Here is a 21,772-nt window from a genome sequence, read left to right on the forward strand (position 1 = left end):
ACGCCGCACTGAGAACGTGGATGCCCGGAACAAGCCCGGGCACGACGACCAGATGCGATAGCGTCGTAGCCCGGATGAAGCGATAGCGTAATCTGGGTTCTGGATCCGCGTCGGGACATGTCCCGGATTGCGCTGCGCTCCATCCGGGCTACAAGGTCTCAGCCGGGATACAATGGAGCTCGTGATGACCGCAGATGCCGCTGACCTGGACTACGGCTCGATCAGCGCACTGCTGACCGCCCTGCACGCTCGCAAAGTGTCCGCGTCCGAGTTGCTCGCGCATACGATCGCGCGCATCGAGGCGCTGGACGGGCGCATCAACGCGATCATCGTCCGCGATTTCGATCGTGCGAGAGGGGCCGCACGCGCCGCCGATGCCGCGCTTGCCCGCGGCGACCGGCAGCCCCTGCTCGGCATCCCCGTAACCCTCAAGGAACCGTTCAACGTCGCCGGCCTGCCGACGACATGGGGCTTTCCGCATTTCAGGGATTTTAAGCCTGCGGAAGATGCCCTTGTGGTCTCGCGGTTGAAGGCGGCAGGCGCCATCATCATCGGCAAGACCAATATCCCGATCGGCTTGCGGGATTTCCAGAGCTACAACGAGATCCACGGGACCACGAACAACCCGTGGGACCTCGGCCGGTCACCCGGCGGCTCCTCGGGCGGATCGGGCGCGGCGCTGGCGGCGGGTTTCGGTCCGCTCTCGATCGGCTCGGACATCGGCGGCTCGATCCGGGTGCCCGCGCATTTCTGCGGTGTGTTCGGACACAAGCCGAGCCTCGGCCTGGTGCCGCTGCGCGGCTACAGCCTGCCGCCGGCACTACCCGTCCCCGGCCAGGGCGATCTGGCTGTCGTCGGGCCGATGGCGCGCACCGCCTCGGACCTCGCGCTGGCGCTCGACGTGATTGCCGGCCCGGACGAGACGCGCGACGGGATCGGCTATCGCCTGGCTCTGCCTGCCCCGCGGCATGACCGGCTCAAGGATTTCAGGATCCTCGTGATCGATACGCATCCGCTGATGCCGACGGGCGATGCCGTGCGTTCAGCCATTGGGCGGCTGGCCGACCGGCTCGACAAATCTGGCGCGCGGGTCGCGCGCGCAAGCACGTCACTGCCCGATCTCGCCGACTCCGCGCGGCTTTACATGAAGCTGTTGAACGCAGCGCGAAGCCCGCGTCTGACACCGGCCGCTCTCGCAGAGGCGCAAGGAGTTGCCGCGACACTCTCGCCCGACGACCGTAGCCTGCAGGCCGAGCGCGCCCGCGGCTGGGGCATGATCCATCGCGAATGGCTGGTGACCGACGCGGCGCGCCTGCAGTTGCAGCAACGGTGGCAGCAGTTCTTCCGCGAGTTCGACGCGGTGATCTACCCGGTCGCCGCCGTGCCGGCCTTTCCACACGACCATTCCGAACCGTTCGACGCGCGGCAGCTCGACATCGATGGCAAGCTCTACAACTACTCCGATGCGTGCTTCATCTGGGCCGACCCCGCCTCGACCTGCGGACTGCCGGCGACCGCCGTTCCGATCGAGCGCGCGCCGTCTGGCCTGCCGATCGGCGTCCAGATCATCGGGCCTTATCTCGAGGACCGCACGACGATTGCGCTCGGCGGGCTGATCGAACGCGATTTCGGCGGCTTCGTCCGGCCGCCGTCGCTGCAATCCTCAAAATGACAACGGCCGGCGGCCGTCACGTTCTGTCGGCCGACTGCGCCTCGACCGCCTGCACGGCCACGTCCGCCACCTGCCGCAACGCTTCGCGGTCGGAGCCCGAAGACGCCATCACGCCCATGCCGACTGACACCGCCGAGACATAGCGCGCGAGTGCTGCAGGATCAGACGTCGGCTTGAGATCGCCCTCGGCCTTGGCGCGGACAAAACGGTCGCGGAGTTGGTCCTCGTTCTCGGCGCGGCGGGCGGCGAGCTCGAACGGGACGTTCTCGGAGCCGCTGCCGCAGGCGATGCCGCCTTGCACGAGCAGGCAGCCGGGCGGATTGGCGGGATCGGTCTGCTTGTCGGCGATGCCCATCAGCATCCGCTCGGCAACGTCGCGGGCGGTAGGTGCGGCGACCACCTCGTCCATCCAGACGCCACGCAATTTGGTGTAACGGTCGAGCGCGGCCTTGAGCAGGCCTTCCTTGTTGCCGAAGCAGGCGTAAAGGCTCGGGGGATTGATGCCCATGGCCTCGGTGAGCTGGGCAATGGTGGCGCCCTCATAGCCATGGCGCCAAAACACTTCCATCGCCTGGTCCAACGCCGTTTCGGCGTCGAATTCGCGGGGGCGTCCCATGCCCATGTGCCTGTCTCCTCGGAATTCACGTTCTGCCTGAAGCTTAACGCCGAATCCTATCTATTTGTTCTAGCTTTATTTTCTCTGCCGTCTTCCAATTCTTGCGGTATGCCGCTACAATTTTCTTAGTGAATGGTACATAAGTATCTTGCACTGCGACATCCAGCTCCACATCTGTAGCGAACACTACATATCTGGAGCGCGCAAATGCATCCCTCGCAAAACTCCCCTCGCACCGGCCGTTTCCGCCGCCTCCTCGGCGGCGTCGCCATCGTGGGCGCCCTCGCCGTGGCCGGCTCGATCGCGACCGGCCATTACTTACGTGCCGCGCAGGCGACCGCAACGGCGGCAGCCGCCGAGCAGGCCGTCCCTGTCACGGTCGCGCTGATCGAACCGAAGCAGACCGTGCTGTGGGACGATTTCTCCGGCCGGCTCGAGGCCATCAACCGCGTCGAGCTTCGTCCCCGCGTTGCGGGTGCGATCCTTGCGACCAACTTCACCGAAGGCGCGCTGGTGAAGGCCGGCGATGTGCTGTTCAAGATTGATCCGGCGCCTTACGCAGCAGAGGTCGACAAGGCCAACGCCCAGCTCGAGGCTGCCAAGGCGCGCGTCGTGTTCACCCAGAGCGAGCTCGAGCGCGGCGCGCAGCTGGTCGGCAATGCCGTGGTCACACGGCGCGACTACGACCAGCGCGACAATGCCAATCGCGAAGCCATCGCCAACGTGAAGGCGGCCGAAGCGACGCTCCAGACCGCAAAGCTCAATCTCGACTATACCGAGGTGCGTGCACCCGTGGACGGCCGCGTCGGCAAGTTCGAGATCACCGTCGGCAATCTCGTCGCCGCCGGCACCGCCTCCCCGGTGCTGACCTCGCTGGTGTCGGTCAATCCGATCTACGCCTCGTTCGATGCGGATGAAGAGGTCGTGCTGCGCGCGCTGAACTCGATCGCGGATGCTTCCGGCAAGCGCGGCAATCTCGACCAGATCCCAGTGGAAATGACGACATCCGGCGGTCTCTCGGCGAGAGGTCATATCCAGCTGATCGACAACCAGGTCAACGGCCAGAGCGGCACCATCCGGGTCCGCGCGGTGTTTCGGAACGAGGACGGGCGTCTCATCCCCGGCCAGTTCGCCCGCGTGCGCATGGGTCAGCCGAAGCAGCAGACGCTGGTGATGATCGATGAGCGCGCGATCGGCACCGACCAGGACAAGAAGTTCGTGATGGGGGTCGGCGACGACAGCCGGGCGGTCTATCGGCCGATCACGCTCGGCGGATCGGTCGACGGCCTGCGCATCGTGACGGCTGGGCTGAAGCCCGGTGATCGCATCATCGTCAATGGCTTGCAACGCGTGCGTCCGGGTGCGCTCCTCAAGACGGAGGTCGCGGCGATGGGTGCGCGTGGACCGCAGCAGGCCTCCAACCACAGCAACCAGGACGTGGTGCAGCGCTAGTTACATCATTCCGGACCGCGTGCCCGGAATAACGACGTCATAGAGCTACCAAGACATCGCATCTCGATTCCGGGTTCGCGGGTATTTCCCGCGTCGGGGTAACGGGAGAGCTGTCTCTCTTGCAGGGGCAAGGCCATGAATCTCTCAAAGTTCTTTATCGACCGTCCGATCTTCGCCGGCGTGCTGTCCGTCCTGATCTTCCTCGCAGGCCTGATCTCGCTGTTCGCGATGCCGATCTCCGAATATCCGGACGTGGTGCCGCCCTCGGTGCTGGTGCGCGCGACCTATCCCGGCGCCAATCCCAAGGTGATCGCCGAGACGGTGGCGACCCCGATCGAGGAGCAGATCAACGGCGTCGAAGGCATGCTCTACATGTCGAGCCAGGCGACCACCGACGGCGCGATGACGCTGACGGTGACGTTCCGGCTCGGCACCGACCCTGATAAGGCGACGCAGCTGGTGCAGAACCGCGTGCAGCAGGCCGAGCCGCGCCTGCCGGCCGTGGTGCGTCAGCTCGGCATCATCACCAAGAAATCGTCCCCCGACCTCACCATGGTCGTGCATCTGCTCTCGCCCAACAACCGCTACGATATGACGTATTTGCGCAACTACGCGGTGCTCAACGTCAAGGACCGCCTGGCGCGGATCGACGGTGTCGGTGACGTCCAGCTCTATGGCGCAGGCGACTATTCGATGCGGGTCTGGGTCGATCCGCAGAAGGCGGCCGAGCATGGCCTGACCGCAAGTGACATCGTCAAGTCGATCCAGGCCCAGAACGTCGAAGCCGCCGCCGGCGTGGTCGGCTCTTCCCCCAACGTCAGGGGTATCGACCTGCAGATGTCCGTCAATGCCGAAGGCCGGCTCGCCAACGAGGAGCAGTTCGGCGACATCGTGGTCAAGACCGGCACGCGCGGTGAAGTGGTGCGGCTACGCGACGTCGCGCGCATCGAGCTCGGCGCCTCCGAATACGGCCTGCGCTCGCTGCTCGACAACAAGCAGGCCGTGGCGATCCCGATCTTCCAGGCGCCGGGCTCCAACGCGCTGGAGATTTCCGACCACGTCCGCGCCACCATGGCCGAGATCAAGAAGAACATGCCGGAGGGCGTGTCCTACCAGATCGTCTACGATCCCACCCAGTTCGTGCGCTCCTCGATCGAGGCCGTCATTCACACCCTGCTGGAGGCGATCGCGCTGGTGGTGCTGGTCGTGATCCTGTTCCTCCAGACCTGGCGCGCCTCGATCATTCCGCTGCTGGCGGTGCCGGTGTCGATCGTCGGCACGTTTGCGGTGATGCATCTGTTCGGCTTCTCCATCAATGCGCTCAGCCTGTTCGGCCTCGTGCTCGCGATCGGTATCGTCGTCGACGACGCCATCGTCGTGGTCGAGAACGTCGAGCGCAACATCGAGGGTGGCCTCTCGCCGCGCGACGCGACCTACCAGGCGATGCGCGAGGTCTCCGGCCCGATCATCGCGATCGCGATGGTGCTGATCGCGGTGTTCGTGCCGCTCGCCTTCATCTCCGGCCTGACCGGGCAGTTCTACAAGCAGTTCGCGCTGACCATCGCGATCTCGACCGTGATCTCCGCCGTCAACTCGCTGACGCTCTCGCCGGCCCTGTCGGCGCTGCTGCTCAAGGGCCACAACGAGCCGAAGGACCGGCTGACGATCATCATGGAAAAGAGCCTCGGCTGGTTCTTCCGTGGCTTCAACAAGGCCTTCACGCGTTCGTCGGAGAACTACAGCGGCACCGTCACCAAGGTGATCTCGGGCAAGGCCGCGGTGATGGGCCTCTATGTGGTGCTGGTTGGCGTGACCGCTTTCCTGTTCCAGCAGGTGCCGAGTGGCTTCGTGCCAGGTCAGGACAAGCAATATCTCGTCGGCTTCTCACGACTGCCCGATGGTGCGGCGCTCGATCGGACCGAAGAGGTGATCCGCAAGATGAGCGACATCGCGCTGACCCAGCCCGGTGTCGAGAGCTCGGTCGCGTTCCCGGGCCTGTCGATCGCCGGCTTCACCAACTCATCCAACGCCGGCATCGTGTTCTCGACGCTGAAACCGTTCGACGAGCGCAAGGGTCCGGCCCTGAGCGGGAACGCGATCGCGGCGGACCTCAACAAGAAATATTCCGGCATCCAGGAAGCCTTCATCGCCATGTTCCCGCCGCCGCCGGTCAACGGCCTCGGCACCATCGGCGGCTTCAAGCTGCAGATCGAGGACCGCGCCGGTCTCGGCTATGAAGCGCTGAACGAGGCGACCAAGGCGTTCATGACGGCGATGCAGAAGGCGCCGGAGATCGCCGGCGTGTTCTCGAGCTTCCAGGTCAACGTGCCCCAGCTCTTTGCCGACATCGACCGCACCAAGGCGCTTCAGTTGGGCGTGCCCGTGACCGAGGTGTTCAACACGCTGCAGATCTACCTCGGTTCCTACTACGTCAACGACTTCAACAAGTTTGGTCGCACCTACTCCGTCTATGTCCAGGCCGACGCGCCGTTCCGCGCCCGCGCCGACGACATCAGGCAGTTGAAGGTGCGCTCGTCCTCCGGCGACATGGTGCCACTGTCGGCGCTGCTCACGATCCGCCAGAGCGCGGGGCCGGAGCGCGCGATCAGATACAACGGCTTCTTGTCATCCGACATCAACGCGGCCGCCGCGCCCGGCTTTTCGTCGGGCCAGGCGCAGGAGGTCGCGACGCGGATCGCGGCGGAGACATTGCCGCCCGGCTTTGCCTTCGAATGGACCGACCTGACCTATCAGGAGTTCATCGCCGGCAATTCCGGCCTCTGGGTGTTTCCGCTGGCGATCCTGCTGGTGTTCCTGGTGCTGGCAGCGCTCTACGAGAGCCTGACCTTGCCGCTCTCGATCATCATGATCGTGCCGATGGGCCTGCTGGCGGCGATGTTCGGGGTCTGGATCTCGAAGGGCGACAACAACGTCTTCACCCAGATCGGATTGATCGTGCTGGTCGGCCTCTCCGCCAAGAACGCCATCCTGATCGTCGAATTTGCGCGCGAGCTCGAATTCGCCGGACGCACGCCGATCCGGGCCGCGATCGAGGCGAGCCGCTTGCGGCTGCGTCCGATCCTGATGACGTCGATGGCGTTCATCATGGGCGTCTTGCCGCTGGTGCTCTCGACCGGCGCGGGCTCGGAGATGCGGCGCGCGATGGGCGTCGCGGTGTTCTCCGGCATGATCGGCGTCACCGTGTTCGGCCTGTTCCTGACGCCGGTGTTCTATGTGCTGCTCCGGACCGTCACCGGCAACAAGCCGCTGGTGCATCACAGCAGCGACACCAGCGCGGCGCCGGCCCAGGGTCTCAAGCACGAAGGCGCAGGCCACTAGATCAGGGAAATCCCTGAGAGCAACAACAGAACGAGCACGGTCTTGCGAAAGACCGTCTCGTTGACCCGGTGAAAGGCGATCACACCGAGCGCTGAGCCTGCGAACAGCGCAGGCAGGCTGATCGCGAGGTCGACGAACACCTTGGACGATAGATCCTGGTGTCCGACCAGCAGCGCGATCGCGAAGACCTGCATCGCGGCGATGAACGGCTGCACCAGGCCGCGCTGCTCGCTCTTGGGCATGCCGCGCATGTCGCACCAGATCGTGGGGATCGCGCCAGGCATCGCGGTCAGGCCGCCGACCAGCCCTCCCCCGAACCCGATCAGTGCGACCCAGGGCCGGCCGACTGCCTCACCGGCCGTCACAAGCGTCGGCCGCAGCAGCATGTAGGCCGCATAGAGCGCGACGATGATGCCGAAGCCGCGCCGGAGCAGATGCGTGTCCGTGGATTGGAGCAGCGACACCGCGATGGGAACGCCGATCAATCCGCCGACGATCAGCAGCAGACTGCCCTCCCACCGGATGCTGCGCCGAAGCGCCCACAGATTTGTGGCCTGCACGCCGATGCTACACGCCATCATCAGCGGCACGGCCTCCAGCGGCTGAAACACGCGGAGCAGAATCGCGCCCGCCACGGCCGAGAACGCGAAGCCCGAGAGCCCCGAGACGAAGGCGCCTGCGAACACGGCGACGCTCACGAGAAGGCTGGTCGTGATATCAGGCACGATGCGTTCTCCGGCTCAGTCGTAGGGTGTCTGCGTCGCCGGGACATCGGCAGTCCCGGTGCAGAGCTCCGCATCGTGCGAATTCAGGAGAGGCCGAGAGACCGGCTGCGCGTGCGAACGCTCCAGCATTGCCAGCCCGACCAGTTGAAGCGTGACGAGCGCCGCCGTCAGCGCGGCGGCGACAATGTTGACGTTACGCGCGTTCGAACGTGGTGCGGCCGGCCGCGCGCGCGCGCGGATCAACTCTGTTGGCATCTTCAAAAGTATCCTCTTCATTGCAGACGGGAATAATTTCATTCAAACGCGAAGTCTCATGCGACTGCTCCAGCAAATGGCTGTAGCGCCGCAACGCGCGCTTCGCGTCGATCTCGCGCTGCGCGCGGAATGCCGCGCCGATGCGCGCGACGATGTCGCGGAACTTGCCGGCCGGAGTTGGTGACGCCTTTCGCATGACAATCTCCTCTCAACTCGTGCGAGAGATTGATGAGGTTCACTTCCGCTTGCTGTGAGTTGCTTCACACGAGGATCGAACGCGTCGAGCAAGAAAACGTGTGAGTTCTCGTAGAAGAGAGCGCGGAGAATCGCGTCATTCGATCGAACGACCCGCGATAACTTTCTAATGATGCTGCTGTTTGAACCTATCGCGAGCCGGAGCGACTCGCTTGCGCCTTCGGAAAGCGCGTCAGTGCAGAACCGGATTGGAGAAGCCGGCCGCGAGCTTGACGAGATCGGCCTGACGCGAGACGCCGGTCTTCGCGAACACCCGATGCAGATGCGTCTTCACCGTCGTCTCCGCGATGCCGAGCGCCACGGCCGTCTCCGGCACACCGCCGACCTCGACGATCGATTGCATGACCCTCAGCTCCGCAGGGGTCAGTTCGAACGCGCGGTCGATGAGGCCGGCACATGAGCGGCCGTCGAGTTCCGCCTTCCAGATGAACAGGGCGCCGACCGCCGACATGCGCTCCGCCGCGCCTTCACGCAACAACGACGGCAGCGCGATGACGTGCGCGACGTAGTAGGAGCCGTCATGCGACATCAGCGGAATCTTTCGTCCGGCGGCGGCCGCGACGGCAACCTCGCCTGCGTCACGGAAGATATCGCGCAGCGCCGAATTTGCCGCGGAAGATCGTGCCGCCAGCCGGCCCGCGACAGACCGCAGGACATCATCGGCGGCGAGCAACGTGTCCGCGGCAGGATTGCTGTGGACGATGTTGCAGGCCGTATCGAGCAGGATGACGCCGGCATTCAGCCGATCCACGACATCGGCGAGCGCGATCGCCCGCTGCTGCTTCCGCTCGATCGCCCGGTTGATCAGCAGCGCCCGGCTCGCATGCGGAACCAGGAATTGCATCCGCGCCCGCTGCTCGGCATCGAGCATCCCCTTGCCGGGAATCACGGTGATCAGCATCGGACACGGCGACTTCGACTGTTCCAGAACCACGCTGGCGACATCGACGCAGCCCTGGGGCCGCAGCCATTCCTGATAGAACCGCCCGCGGCGATATTCGTCGAAATTCACGAGATCGGGGATGTTACGAACCTCGCCATAGCGAGGCAGCCGTGCCAGCGGATCGTACTGGGCGTAGGTCTCGGCATAGAGCTGGATGTAGTGCGGATCGACACCGCAGTAGTAATGCGTCGCGCCGGACTTGCTGACCGGATCCTTCGAAATCAGCCCGCAAGCCTGGCTGCCGATGAACGCATTGAGCTTGACGACGACATCACTCCACAACTCTCAGAACAGCCAATGGTGACTTGGAGATCGCGAAATGTTCGTCATGCCCGGCGGCACAATTGAGTCTATCGTGGGAGCAAAAGGTTCAACCCCGACAGCGATTGACCGATCAGTTGACGAGCGGATTGGAGAATCCCGCCGCGAGCTTGACGAGATCGGCCTGACGCGAAACGCCGGTCTTGGCGAACACCCGATGCAGATGAGTCTTCGCCGTGGTCTCTGCGATACCGAGCGCTGCCGCCGTTTCCGGGATGCCGCCGACCTCCACGATCGACAGGAACACGCGCAGCTCGGCCGGCGTGAGGCCGAAGGTCCGTGCGATCAGCTCGCCATAGGACTGCCCGCCAGGCGACACCTTGCGCAGGAGCAGCGCACCGGCGGCATCGACCACCTGCTCGCTGCCATTTCGCAGCACGGACGACAGCGGCAGAATATGCGCGACATAACGCTCGCCGCTCGGCGAAAGCAGCAGGATCGCATGGCCCCGTGTGGCAAGCAGGGCAATTTCGCTGCGGGTCGCAAGCGCCTCGCGCAGCGTCTGATTGGCCTCCGCGCTGCTGGTTACTAGCTGCCCGGCAACGGACCGAACCACGTCGGCGGCGACAAACAAGGCGTGGCCAGCCGAATTCGCATGCACCACCCGGCAAAAGGCATCGAGCAGGAAGATACCGGACGCCAGATTGTCCAGAACATCCACCAGCGCCGTAGCCAGCGTCAGTTGCGAGGTGATGGCGCGGTTGATCAGCAGCGCGCGGCTGGCGTGCGGCACAATCAGCGAAAGCCGATGCATCATCGCTGGGTCCACCATGCGCCGGCCCGACAGCACCGTCATCATCACGGGGCAGCTCGCATGCGATGTCTCGAGCACGACGTTGGCCGCGTCGCTGCAACCCTGCGGCTGCATCCACTCCTGGTAAAAGCGCCCTTTCCGGTATTCAGCGAAATTGACGAGATCGGGGATGCTGACGATCTCGCCATGCGGCGGCAGCACCGTCAGCGGGTCGAACTTCGAATAAGTCTCTGAATAGAGTTGGATGTAGCGCGGGTCGGCCCCGCAATAATAATGAGTGACGCCGAATTTGCTGATCGAATCCTTGGAAAACAGCCCGCAGGCCTGCCCGCCGACGAAATCGCGAATGCCGGCAACGGCGTTGTTCCACAGCGAGGGATCGAGCCCTGCGTCATAGATGGACTCGACCAGTTCGGGCAGCTTCCGTAGTCCGCGCATGGCTTGAAATGGCCTGAGTGATCAATATCACCAAGCATACTACAACCACAGCATGCGGCGTCCTCCGATCGGAGGAGGCGCCGGCCGGGCGGATGGGGCCCGGCCGGCGGGCATCGCGTTCAAGCCGCCAGGGCTGATGCCGACTCAGAACGCGACGCGAACGCCCCCTTTCGCCGTGCCGGTACGGCTCTGGTCGGACATCATCATGCCCTCGACCGCGCCGAACACGGACACGTTTTGGGTGGTGCGGTAGTCGAAGCCGAAGCCGGCCACCGCAGCATTGTTGAGTACTTGGCGCCGCGACCTGTTGTCGGCGTTGCCGCCCTGGAAGGTGAAGCCGGGACCGTCATGCCTGGTCCCAGCCGACCTTCTCGGAATTTTCCGACCAGACCGCCGCGCGATAGACCTCTCGTCCGCCGGTATCCCTGACGCGAATCCAGGCGTCGCGATCGCGCAGATCGTCACGCCAGACAAACAGATGTCTCGCCATCTCGTCGGCCACGACGAACGTGGCCCTGGCCTGCTCGAAGACCATGCCGCCCGGATCGATCTTCACGACATTGTCGACCAGGAGATCAAAGAAGAAGCGGCGCATTCACAACTCCAACTGCCGGCGCCGTCCGAAACACAGCGTCATCGTTCTACTCCGCGCGCTTAGAAGACGTAGTCGGCCGAACGCGGCGCGCTGCGATAGGCACCCGCCTGGTCGCACGAACCGCGCACCGCGCGGTCACAGCGCTTCGCCGCTCCTGACGCCGCTGGGCGTCGCGCCATAGGCCCGCCGGAAACAACGATTGAAATAAGAGAGATCGCCGAAGCCGACGTCGTAGGCGATCGAGCTCACCGGCTGCCCGGCGAAGTCAGGCTCGCGCAGCATGCGATGGGCGCGTTTGAGGCGCTGCCCGGTCAGGAAGGACGAGAACGTCTTGCCGTCGGCTTCGAACAGCCGCTGGAGATAGCGTGTGGTCACGCCGAATTCCTGCGCCACGGTCGCGACCGAGAGGTCCTGCTGCCAGCAATTGTTGACGATGAAGGACTTCACCTTCCGCAGCCGCGCGGCCCTGACGCCTCGGCGCCCGGCCAGCTCGTGAACCTCATCCGTCGCGCCGAGAACACGCGCCATCAGATCATGGAGATGTGCAACAGCGAGCTGGCGCAATGCGGGCACCGCGAACGCGCGCTCGCGCACCAGAGACGTCGCGTAGTCGACCAGCAGGCGAAGTCCGGTGGCGCGCTCCGGAATGATTCGCATCACGGTGTCGTCGATGTCCACGATCATGGGCGCCAGCACCCGCCGCGGCACGCGCAGCGACAGACAATTTCCAAGCGAGAGGCGTTCGTAGATCGTCGCGTCCTCCGCGCTCGTCAGAACCGCGTCACCGGGATGAAGCCTCAGATCTCGTCCTCGCGCAGATACTTCGACGATGCCGGATCGGTTGATCATCAGGCCAAGGCTGTCGTTGCCGTCGACGACCAGTTGCTTGGTACGGATGACCCGAGCTCCGACCAGCCCGCCGATCACCAGCTGGACGTCCGGCAAGCCATGGGATGTGAGGCTCGCGGCGAACGGTTTTTCGTCCGTCGGCTCGACCTCCGCCTTGAGCACGCCGCGGCAATAGAATTCGCGCAGCAGCGGCATACGCTCGTCTTCGGGAATGTGGTCCGTCGAAACATTGAGAATGGAAAATTCGTCGTTGCCGCTCACTGCAATTTCTCCAACCGACAGGCAGGCTCGCTCACGCGCTGTCGTCTCCCGCACCCGCGTCCGGTGCCGGCGCGCATTGTTCCGTGGCGCACGCTGCCCTTCTCATTCAAGTGGCGCCATATACGAAAGTATCAAATGACGCGCGTCGTACGTTCGGAGGACCTGACGATCCTGCTCATCACAATGGATTGAGATTGCATCGCCGCGCGGCTCGCGCCGTCAAATGAATCACATGGTGTCGTCGTCGCGGCGCGTTCGCGGTACAAACGGCGCGGTGAAGCCGGCCGCGATCTTCACGAGGTCGGCCTGCCTGCCGGCACCGGTCTTCTCGAACAGGCGACCGAGATGCGTCTTCACCGTGGTCTCGGCAATGCCGAGCTTTGCCGCGATATCGGGAACGCCGCCGACCTCGACGATGGCCATCAGCACGCGCAATTCGGACCGCGTCAGCCTGAAGGCCGCAGCAATGGCGTCGGGCACGAGCGATGGCACCATCGCGGCCTTCTGTACGAGAAGCACCGTAGCCGCGACGTCTCTCGGCAGGCTGCGCTCCCGCTTCAATGGAAGGACTTGGACGAGATAGTGCTGACCGTCCGCCGACGTCGCGAGCCCGATGCGGCGGCGACCGGCCGGGTGAGTTTCACCATCTGCGGCAACTTCGAACAGGCCGCGGAATATTTTGTCGGCCTGGGTGTTACGGACCACGATCCGGTCGCCGACCATCGCGAGCAGGTTTGCATCGACGAACAGCTGCCGGCACGCCGCGTTGGCGTGGACGACCCGGCCATCCGCATCGAGCAGGCAGATCGCCGTGCTCAGGCCGTCAAGCACATCGGCAAGGTCGTCCACGGTATGCGAGCGCGCCCTGATCTGCCGGCCCATGATCCTGGAACGCTGGATGTGGGGTGCGAGCAGCCGCATGCGTTCGCGCATCGCCTCGTCGACGGTTCCGCGGGATCGGTGGCGTAACACCTGCAACACCGTGGTACGCGCGTCCGATCTCTCGAGCGCGACGGTCGCGAGGTCGATCGCGCCCTGCGGCTCGACCCACTCGCGATAGAAGCTCGTCGCCACGAAGTCCGCGTGCGGCATGATATCGGTCACGCCGATGGCGTGCCCGGCCGCAAAAGCGAGATGACGATCGAGCAGAGGATCCTGCTCGACATATCTGTCGCGATAGAGCTGGCGGAAGCGGGATTCGGTGCCAAAATGCTGGTGAATCTCGATCGAGAGCCTTGCCTCATCGCGGGACAGGATGGTCGCGGCGCACCCGCCGACGAAATGTGAAACCTGTTCCAGCGCGCCGCTGCGCAGCGCAGGATCGACCGCCGCATCGTAGATCTCGCCGACGAGAGACGAGAACCGGTTTGCCTGGAGGATCGTCATCGGAAGGACGATGCGATCGGCGTGCGGGCCCGGTGACGAAGGGAGCTTGCGCATTGGACATTGGCAGAGCCGACGGAGCGGTCGATCGTCGCCTTCGGCGTGGAAAAAGCAGTGCAGCGAGATGCTAAAATATCGAACATCGTCCTTGCGTAACGTCAACCGCAGGGTGCGGCTTGGACGTTTTCGCCAAAGACTAGGATAAAAGCGAACAGCGCGCGGGCTGTGTGCTGTGGGTCACGCGCCCTCGCGCTGCTTGCTCGATCGCGCGCACTGTGCGCGGCGCAGCACTTTACTTCCGGTTCTCCTCGCAGAACTTCAGCGCGGCCAGCGCCTCGCCGGCGCGCGGGATCTGCATCTCGATGCTGTCCTCGTCATCGTCCTCGAAATCGAGCGAGAGACGCCTGGCCTTCGACAGCCGGTCCATGATCGACTGGTCGTATTCGAAGATGCCGCGCACGGTGGTCTTGTCCATGACCTCCCACTTCGCCTTCTTCATGATGTCGGCGTCATCGGTGCCGACGTCGGCCCGGAGGATCTCGCCGACCTTGTCCCACTCCCAACCGTCATAGATCATCACGATCACGATGGCCTTCTCGGAATAGGTGATCACGATGACGTAGTTGCGGTTCTCGTCTTCCTTGTCCTTGTAGCCGCGGCTCGCATTGCAATGCGTGTCCTGCGCGCGCTTCTCGATGGTCCAGTCGCCGACCCTGGATTGCTGCGCGAACGCCGGCCCTGCGCTCGAGACGGCTGCGCCCAAGGCGCCCGCGCTCAGCAAAGCGGCAAGAAGGAATCGTCTCATGTCAGCCTCCAGCGTTCCCCACGTGGAGATGACCACCTCAGCCTGCGGCCCGCAAGGGCTCGAGGAGGCTGATCCCGGCCGATGCTGAACGTCGCCGGCCCTACACCCGCCTGGGGATGATGGCGATCGGGGTGAAGGTGTAGACCTCCTCGCCGTTCTGGTTGAACATGGTCCATTTCACCAGCGCGATGCCCTGCGGCTTCGACTTCGACGGCGTCAGGCTCATGACCTCGCCGACCAGATGCAGGCGGTCATTGGGCCGTACCGGGATGGTCCAGCGCAGACCGTCGACGCCCGCGCCGATCAGCGGATGCGGGCCGAACGGGCGGGCCTGGATCGCGAGGTTCATGGCGATCGCGGCGGTGTGCCATCCTGATGCAGCCAGGCCGTTGAACAGGGTCTGCTTGGCGGCCTCATGGTCGAGATGCATCGGCTGCGGATCGAACTCGGCTGCAAAGCGCTTGATGTCGGCTTCGGTGACTTGCACCTCGGGGGATTTGAACCGCATTCCGATGGTGAGATCGTCGAACCACTCGACCTGCGCCATGATTTTGCCTCGCAATATGACTTGCCGCCCGCCGGAAAGGCGCGGCTGAAGGACTAAGCAGCGCGGGATGTAGCGGGTCTGCGGTGCACAAACCAGCCCCGGGTTCCCCGCGAAACCCGTTTCCCAAAACGACGAAACACGCCTGAAACAGATGGCCGGTTATCTGGTTATCAAAATCATACAGGGACGGCGACCATGCAATTCTTCCTCGACCTCATCTTGGATTATGCCTGCTGCCAAAATCTCGTCTCCCAGCCGCTGCGGGAGGATGAGCTATGATCGAGCTGATCTCAGCCGTGCTCGCGCTTTGCAGCGTCGCTGTCTTCGCGGCGCATGCTTTGGATGCCTACCGCACCACGCACTCCTGATCTGTACGCCCTCCGGCCGCTAGAACGGGCGCCGGTAAAAGTGCTCCGAGTGCGTGGCCGGCGGAAACCGGTTGGCGAGCGCGATTGCCGCGTTCTCGTCGGTCTCGAGCGCGACCTTCTGCGCCAGCATCACGTCGCCGGGCACGAGAAAGCCTGACGGGACGAAGCACCATCCCATCGCCGCACGCCCCTCATCGTCGATCTCATGGACATTGGCGGCCGTGCCGTAGTGGATGCGGTACCTTTTGCCGGTATCGCAGCCGATGACATCGAAATACCGATGCTGCTCGAATTGCGCGCGCTGCGCCGGCGACAGCCATTCGGCCAAAAGCCGGCGGCCGCGGGCATCCGGCGTGTTCTCGCCGAAGAAGCGCCGATAGAGCTCGCGCAGCGCGTGCAGACGCGCACGCGCCGGCGCACGGAGCCAAATTGCCGCGATCATGAGCAGCTCAGATCAACCGCCGACCAGGCGGGGATAGAACAGCGTTTCGTGCGCGGTCGGATCGAATGACTTGATGCGGGTAACTTCACCGGGTCCGGTACGATAGGCGGCGGTGAAGCCCGCTCCGGTCAGCTCACGAAAGCGCCGTTCGGCTCGCGCCAGCGCTTCGGCATTGTCAGGATCAAACTCGTGGCGCGTGTCGCCAGTCTGGTCCATCACGATCTGGGTAGCCATATTGAGTCTCCTCATGCCAGCCCTGCCCCCGATCAAAGCAAACCTCGTGCCGTCAGTTCCTCAACGCAAGAACTTTCTCGTGCGCGGCCGAGCCTTCATGCGGCCTCAACGCAACGCGGCCGCCCCTCCTCCCTCGTCGATCTGCCGTCCCATCAGGGCGATTGCCTTCTGATAGACGCCGGCAGCATTCCAAGCCTCGATAGCGGCAAAATTCGGTTCGCCCGGCTGGTAACCGGCTCCTGCGCGCCAGCCATGAGCTTTCAGGAAATTCGCCGTCGAGTTCAGCGCATTGGCGGCAACCTCGAGATTGCCGGTGCCATAGGCCAGGATGTTCTTGGGCATGAACTGGGTCTGGCCGACCTCGCCGTGCATGGAGCCGCGGGTCGCCCCCGACAGCGTGCCGCGGTCGATCAGCTTGAGGGCGGCATAGAGCTGGTCGGTAAAAAATTCGGGACGGCGGCAGTCATAGGCAAGGGTCGCGATCGACGACAGCATGTTCTGGTTGCCGCGCTGGCTGCCGAACCCGGTCTCCATGCCCCAGATCGCGATCAGCGGCCCGGGCGGGACGCCGTAGCGCTGCTGGATCGAGGCGAACAAGGCGGCCTGCGACTGCTTGAGCTGCCGCCCCTTGGCCACGATGGTGGTGGCGCCGCGCTTGGCGAGGAACTGGTCGAGCGTCAGCGAAAAACTGCGCTGGCCGCGGTCGGCCGCAATCGTGGCACCGGCGTAATTGGTCTGCATCAGCGCCGAGAGCGCGGTCTGGCCGACGCCCTTGCCCTGCGCCTCCGCGCCGAACTCGCGCTTCCAGGCCTCAAAGCCCGCCGGCGAGCTGCCGCATGTGGCGGCGTGGGCCATGGATATCAGGGACATGGGCGCCAGCGAGAGAAGCAGCGCTGCAGCGCCGATCATGGCCGTCGCAACGGTCCTGCCCTTGGTCATTCCCTGGTCCTCTCACATAAACGTGCGCGACCGGCTCGCGCCGGCCCATGATCCTACGTCGGCCCTGATCGCTCAAGCCCCATCCGGCGCAACCTGTGCCTTGACACCGGGGCGACCGCCTACCCTGCCCCGTCGCGGCCGAGCAGGAAATCCACCATGATGCCCTGGTGCTGCTCGTACATGTCCGTACCGGTCCCGGTCACGCAGCCGATCCTGCGGGCCGCAGCGATGAAGGGCGAGACTTCCGGCTTTGTGATGACGCAGCCGCAATAGGCCGTCGGCGCAAGCCGCGCGACATCGACCGGCAGCGGATCGCCCTCCTTCATCCCGGCGGGTGTCGCATTGGCGACGAAATCGAAGCCCGCGGGATCCCTGGTGCCGACCCGCACAGGCGTTCTGCCGCGCCCGTTGAGCCGGCCGATCAGTGCGTCACGGCGCTCGGTCGCGCTGTCGTGAATCGCGAGATCGGTCACGCCGGCCTCGACAAGCGCCAGTGCGATCGCCGATCCTGCGCCGCCGGCGCCGACGAGCAGCGCCCGCATGCCCCGGGGATCGATCCCCTTCGCCCGCGCCGCACCAACGAAGCCGAGGCCGTCCACCATGTCGCCATGCCATGAGCGGTCGGCGCGCCGGCGCATCAGGTTCGCGGTGTGCAGGAAATGTGCGCGCTCGGTCGCACTGGCGCAGGCCTGATAGCAGGCAAATTTGTGCGGGATGGTCACGACGATGCCGTCGAGGTTCTTCAGCCGCGTTGCCACCGAGAGGAAATCCGGCAAATCCGCTGGCGCGACCTGGACCGGCACGAGAATGCCGTCATGGCCGCGCGCGGCGAAGGCGGCTGTTACGCCTGCCGGCGAGCGTACCTGTGCGATGGGATCGCCGACGATGACGTAGAGCCGCGTCGCGCCTGATAGAGCCGGGATCATGCCGTTGAAGCCGGAACCTGAGAGCCGCCCGCCTCGGTCCCCTCAGTCAATTCCAGGCCATCCAGATTGCCTTCCTTGCGCCATTTGTCGAGCAGCCGCAGGAACGCCACCGGCCCGCGCCAGTACTGGCTGTTTCTTGCCGCGATCGGATCGAACACGCCCTCGTTGTTGTAATAGCCCGGCGTGCATTCGGCCAGATAGGTCTGGCGGCCGAGCGCGGCCTTGACGACTTCGTCGACCCAGGCGTTCTCGGCAGCGAGCGTCGGCTCCAGCGTCCGCGCTTTGCGCTTGCGCGCCTCCGCGATCACATAGGCGATGTGCTGCGACTGCTCGTCGATGATGTGCGGAAAATTGGCGCTCTGACCGGCCTGCACCGTGACGATCAGGAAGCAATTCGGGAAGCCACGGCTGTAAAAGCCATGCAGCGTCTTGACGCCATCGCGCCATCGCTCGGACAGGCTCACGCCGTCACGGCCGTAAACCTCGAAGCCCATGCGGCGGGCGTAATCGGTGCCGACCTCGAAGCCGCTGGCATAGATCAGGCAGTCGAGCTCATAGGCCTTGCCGTCAACCACGACGGCGTTCTCGGTGATCCGCTCGACGCCCTGCCCTTTAGTGTCGACCAGATGCACGTTGGGACGATTGAAGGTGTCGAGATATTCGTCGTGGAAGCATGGCCGCTTGCAGAACGCCTTGTACCAGGGCTTGAGCGCCGCCGCGGCGGTTTCGTCCTTCACCACGGTATCGACGCGCGCACGGATCTCTTCCATCTTGCGATAGTCGGCCTGCTCGATGACCTTCAGCGCCTCTTCGAGCGAGGTCACCGGCTGCGGCTGGCGGCGCGGCGCAAGCAGGATCTCGCCCAGCAGGCCGGTCCAGCCGTCCTGCACCAGATCCCGTTCGAACGGCTCGCCGGAGATCACCGCAGTGAAATTGTCCATGCGCTCGCGCTGCCAGCCGGGCTTGAGGTTCTGCGCCCAGTTTGCGTCCGTCGGACGATCATCGCGCACGCCGATCGCCGATGGCGTGCGCTGGAAGACGTAGAGCTCTTTCGCCGATCGGCCGAGATGCGGCACGCATTGCACGGCGGTGGCGCCGGTCCCGATGATGCCGACGCGCTTGTCGGCGAGACCGGTGAGACCGCCTTCGGCCGTGCCGCCGGTGTAGCCATAGTCCCAGCGGCTGGTGTGGAAGCTGTGTCCCCTAAAGGTCTCGATGCCGGGAATGCCAGGCAGCTTCGGACGGCTCAGCGGGCCACCGGCCAGGATGACGAAGCGTGCACCGATACGATCGCCACGATCGGTCTCGACCAACCACCGTCCCTCCTGCTCCTGCCATTCCATCCGCGAGATGATCGTCTGAAACAGCGCGCGCTCGTAGAGGCCGAAATGACGGCCGATGCGGCGGGAGTGTTCGTAGATCTCGGGCGCGCGCGCATATTTGCGCACCGGCATGTAGCCGGTCTCTTCCAGCAGCGGCAGATAGATGTAGCTCTCGGTATCGCAGGCCGCACCGGGATAACGATTCCAGTACCAGGTGCCGCCGAAATCGGCGGCCTTTTCCACGATACGAAAATCCTCGATGCCAGCCTCGCGCAGACGCGCGCCACAGAGCAGGCCGCCGAAGCCGCCGCCGACGATGAGAACTTCGGTCTCTTCGCTGACAGCTGCGCGCGCAAATCCTGGATCGGCCCAGGGATCGTCGAGATAGCGGCCGAAATCGCCTGCGGCCTCGACATATTGCGCCTTGCCCTCGGCGCGCAAACGCCGGTCGCGCTCGTCGCGATAGCGCGCACGGAGTGCGGAAATATCGACCGTAGATTCGCCGGCTGCACCGGTCTTGTGTCTTTCCGCTGACATCGATTTCCTCCACGGCGGACGCTGCTTCGGATCAGTTAGCCCCGAAAAAGTGACGCATGCAATCGCGTCCCTCGCTTTTTGCGTGATCGTCCCGTGACGTTCCGCTAACCTCACGCGCAAATCACAACATATGCCACGCAACGACGTGGCTGCGGAGGAGACCATGCAGGGATTGATGATGGATATGCCGCTCCTGATCAGCGGCCTGATCCAGTATGCCGCGGACTATCACGGCGAAGCCGAGATCGTCGCGCGCGAGATCGAGGGCGACATCCATCGCTACACCTACGCCGACGCCCATCCACGCATCAAGCGCATGGCGCTGGCTCTGAAGCGGCTCGGCATGAAGCAAGGCGACCGCGTCGGCACCCTGGCCTGGAATACGCACCGGCATTTCGAGATGTTCTATGCCGCGCCGGGCATGGGCTATGTGCTGCACACCATCAATCCGCGGCTGTTTCCCGAGCAGCTCGTCTACATCATCAATCACGCCGAGGACCGGCTGCTGTTCATCGACCGCGCCACGCTGCCGCTGGTCGAGGCGATCGCGCCGCAGCTGAAGACGATCGAGGCCTATGTCGTGATGTCCTCGCGCGAGCGGATGCCGGAGACCAAGCTCGCGAACGTGCATTGCTATGAGGATCTCCTCGCCAGCGAGAACGACGCCGGTTTCGCCTGGCCGGAGTTCGACGAAAAATCCGCATCCACCATCTGCTACACGTCGGGCACGACGGGCAACCCCAAGGGCGTGATCTACTCGCACCGCGCCGCGATCCTGCAGACCATGACCTGCTGCAATTTCGACTTCCTGCCGGGACATCTCGAAGGCGTGCGCGAAGTCATGATGCCGATGGCGCCGCTCTTCCACGGCAATGGCTGGAACATGCCGTTCACCGCGCCTTACACGGGATCAAAGCTGGTGCTGCCCGGCCGCAACTATGAGCCCGACAAGCTCTATGAGCTGCTCGAAGGCGAGAAGGTGACGCTCTCCGCCGGCGTGCCGAGCTTCTGGCTGATCCTGCTCGACTGGCTGGGTCGCACCGGCAACAAATTCTCGACGCTGCGCGCGACACTGTCGTCCGGCTCGGCGCCGCCGCGTGCGATGGTCGAGAAGCTCAAGCGCGACTATGACATCGACTACATCCAGGCCTGGGGCATGACCGAGGCCCTGGGCTGCTCGATGCCGGGCTTGCGGCCCGGCTCCGAGCATCTCGGCGACAAGGAGAAATTCGACCGGCGCCAGGTGTCGGGCCGCGCCTGCTTCGGCACAGCCTTGCGCATCGTCGACGACGGCGGCAACGAGCTGCCGCGCGACGGCAAGACCGTCGGCCATCTGCGAGCACGCGGGCCGTGGGTCGCCTCGGGCTATATGAAGCTCGACGAGGGTCTCGACCGCGACGGCTGGCTGATCACCGGTGACATGGCCGTAATCGATCCACAGGGCCACGTCACGCTGACCGATCGCTCCAAGGACGTGATCAAGTCCGGCGGCGAATGGATCTCCTCGATCCAGCTTGAGGACGTCGCCTTGTCCCATCCCGACGTGCTGCAAGCCGCCGTGGTCGCGATCAACCATGAGAAATGGCAGGAGCGTCCGCTGCTCCTCGTCGTCCGCAAGAAGGGCGCGACCGTCGATGGCAAGACCTTGCTCGACCACATGCGCCCGAAGATCGCGAGCTGGTGGATGCCGGATGCGGTCGAATTCCTGGACGAATTTCCGATGACCGGCACCGGCAAGGTGCTCAAATCCGCGCTGCGCGAGAAGTTCAGGGAGTACCGCGTCGCCTGAAGTAC

Annotated in this window: 20 protein-coding genes; 4 read left to right on the forward strand and 16 right to left on the reverse strand. The window is 64.5% G+C overall.

Annotated elements, in window-relative coordinates; all coding sequences use genetic code 11:
* Positions 1-184 precede the first annotated feature (184 nt).
* A complete protein-coding gene (locus AB7G19_RS26360) occupies positions 185-1,672 on the forward strand; it encodes an amidase (protein ID WP_441268307.1) in 1,488 nt (495 codons plus the stop codon).
* Between the two features lie 16 nt (positions 1,673-1,688).
* Here AB7G19_RS26360 and AB7G19_RS26365 read toward each other — a convergent pair whose 3' ends face one another.
* Complete coding sequence (locus AB7G19_RS26365) at positions 1,689-2,294, reverse strand: TetR/AcrR family transcriptional regulator (RefSeq protein WP_441268308.1); 606 nt, start codon at positions 2,292-2,294, stop codon at positions 1,689-1,691.
* A 201-nt stretch (positions 2,295-2,495) separates the two neighbouring features.
* Here AB7G19_RS26365 and AB7G19_RS26370 point away from each other — a divergent pair, with 201 nt between their 5' ends.
* Both AB7G19_RS26370 and AB7G19_RS26375 read left to right on the forward strand, forming a co-directional pair.
* On the forward strand, positions 2,496-3,740 hold the full coding sequence (locus tag AB7G19_RS26370) for an efflux RND transporter periplasmic adaptor subunit (protein WP_071915009.1): 1,245 nt from the start codon (positions 2,496-2,498) through the stop codon (positions 3,738-3,740).
* 135 nt (positions 3,741-3,875) lie between these two features.
* Positions 3,876-7,079 carry an efflux RND transporter permease subunit gene (locus AB7G19_RS26375; protein WP_441268309.1) on the forward strand — a complete coding sequence of 1,068 codons (3,204 nt, stop codon included), beginning with the start codon at positions 3,876-3,878 and terminating at the stop codon, positions 7,077-7,079.
* Here AB7G19_RS26375 and AB7G19_RS26380 read toward each other — a convergent pair.
* The 15 genes from AB7G19_RS26380 to AB7G19_RS26450 all read right to left on the reverse strand — a co-directional run bounded on the left by AB7G19_RS26380 (position 7,076) and on the right by AB7G19_RS26450 (position 19,978).
* The gene (locus AB7G19_RS26380; RefSeq protein WP_063983902.1) at positions 7,076-7,804 is read right to left on the reverse strand and encodes a sulfite exporter TauE/SafE family protein; all 729 of its coding nucleotides are present in this window, start codon (positions 7,802-7,804) and stop codon (positions 7,076-7,078) included. The genes AB7G19_RS26375 and AB7G19_RS26380 overlap by 4 nt on opposite strands.
* Before the next feature lie 193 nt (positions 7,805-7,997).
* Positions 7,998-8,255, reverse strand: a complete 258-nt coding sequence (locus tag AB7G19_RS26385; RefSeq protein ID WP_441268310.1) for a hypothetical protein — start codon at positions 8,253-8,255, stop codon at positions 7,998-8,000.
* A gap of 231 nt (positions 8,256-8,486) precedes the next feature.
* On the reverse strand, positions 8,487-9,539 hold the full coding sequence (locus AB7G19_RS26390; protein ID WP_441268311.1) for a helix-turn-helix transcriptional regulator: 1,053 nt from the start codon (positions 9,537-9,539) through the stop codon (positions 8,487-8,489).
* A gap of 112 nt (positions 9,540-9,651) precedes the next feature.
* Positions 9,652-10,770 (reverse strand): helix-turn-helix transcriptional regulator, encoded by a 1,119-nt coding sequence (locus tag AB7G19_RS26395; RefSeq protein ID WP_441268312.1) that lies wholly within the window; start codon positions 10,768-10,770, stop codon positions 9,652-9,654.
* A gap of 144 nt (positions 10,771-10,914) precedes the next feature.
* Positions 10,915-11,043: a hypothetical protein gene (locus AB7G19_RS26400; protein ID WP_441268313.1), complete on the reverse strand. Its 129-nt coding sequence runs from the start codon at positions 11,041-11,043 to the stop codon at positions 10,915-10,917.
* A 73-nt stretch (positions 11,044-11,116) separates the two neighbouring features.
* Positions 11,117-11,365 (reverse strand): DUF6894 family protein, encoded by a 249-nt coding sequence (locus AB7G19_RS26405; RefSeq protein ID WP_441268314.1) that lies wholly within the window; start codon positions 11,363-11,365, stop codon positions 11,117-11,119.
* Between the two features lie 135 nt (positions 11,366-11,500).
* Positions 11,501-12,475: an AraC family transcriptional regulator gene (locus AB7G19_RS26410; RefSeq protein WP_441268315.1), complete on the reverse strand. Its 975-nt coding sequence runs from the start codon at positions 12,473-12,475 to the stop codon at positions 11,501-11,503.
* A gap of 228 nt (positions 12,476-12,703) precedes the next feature.
* Positions 12,704-13,861: a helix-turn-helix transcriptional regulator gene (locus tag AB7G19_RS26415; protein WP_441268846.1), complete on the reverse strand. Its 1,158-nt coding sequence runs from the start codon at positions 13,859-13,861 to the stop codon at positions 12,704-12,706.
* Between the two features lie 289 nt (positions 13,862-14,150).
* On the reverse strand, positions 14,151-14,663 hold the full coding sequence (locus AB7G19_RS26420; protein ID WP_354237903.1) for a hypothetical protein: 513 nt from the start codon (positions 14,661-14,663) through the stop codon (positions 14,151-14,153).
* 100 nt (positions 14,664-14,763) lie between these two features.
* The gene (locus AB7G19_RS26425; protein ID WP_014496047.1) at positions 14,764-15,210 is read right to left on the reverse strand and encodes a MaoC family dehydratase; all 447 of its coding nucleotides are present in this window, start codon (positions 15,208-15,210) and stop codon (positions 14,764-14,766) included.
* A 387-nt stretch (positions 15,211-15,597) separates the two neighbouring features.
* A complete protein-coding gene (locus tag AB7G19_RS26430) occupies positions 15,598-16,020 on the reverse strand; it encodes a hypothetical protein (protein WP_063983909.1) in 423 nt (140 codons plus the stop codon).
* Between the two features lie 12 nt (positions 16,021-16,032).
* The gene (locus AB7G19_RS26435) at positions 16,033-16,254 is read right to left on the reverse strand and encodes a hypothetical protein (protein WP_028146622.1); all 222 of its coding nucleotides are present in this window, start codon (positions 16,252-16,254) and stop codon (positions 16,033-16,035) included.
* A 105-nt stretch (positions 16,255-16,359) separates the two neighbouring features.
* The gene (locus tag AB7G19_RS26440; RefSeq protein WP_063983910.1) at positions 16,360-17,193 is read right to left on the reverse strand and encodes a lytic murein transglycosylase; all 834 of its coding nucleotides are present in this window, start codon (positions 17,191-17,193) and stop codon (positions 16,360-16,362) included.
* A 119-nt stretch (positions 17,194-17,312) separates the two neighbouring features.
* Positions 17,313-18,119 (reverse strand): shikimate dehydrogenase family protein, encoded by an 807-nt coding sequence (locus AB7G19_RS26445; RefSeq protein ID WP_441268316.1) that lies wholly within the window; start codon positions 18,117-18,119, stop codon positions 17,313-17,315.
* Complete coding sequence (locus AB7G19_RS26450) at positions 18,116-19,978, reverse strand: flavin-containing monooxygenase (protein WP_441268317.1); 1,863 nt, start codon at positions 19,976-19,978, stop codon at positions 18,116-18,118. Before AB7G19_RS26450 ends, AB7G19_RS26445 begins: the two co-directional genes overlap by 4 nt.
* A gap of 163 nt (positions 19,979-20,141) precedes the next feature.
* Between AB7G19_RS26450 and AB7G19_RS26455 the strand changes: the two genes are divergently transcribed.
* Positions 20,142-21,767, forward strand: a complete 1,626-nt coding sequence (locus tag AB7G19_RS26455) for a long-chain fatty acid--CoA ligase (protein WP_441268318.1) — start codon at positions 20,142-20,144, stop codon at positions 21,765-21,767.
* Positions 21,768-21,772: the final 5 nt, after the last annotated feature.

The sequence above is a fragment of the Bradyrhizobium sp. 215_C5_N1_1 genome (assembly GCF_052075935.1).
GTDB classification, from domain to species: domain Bacteria; phylum Pseudomonadota; class Alphaproteobacteria; order Rhizobiales; family Xanthobacteraceae; genus Bradyrhizobium; species Bradyrhizobium barranii.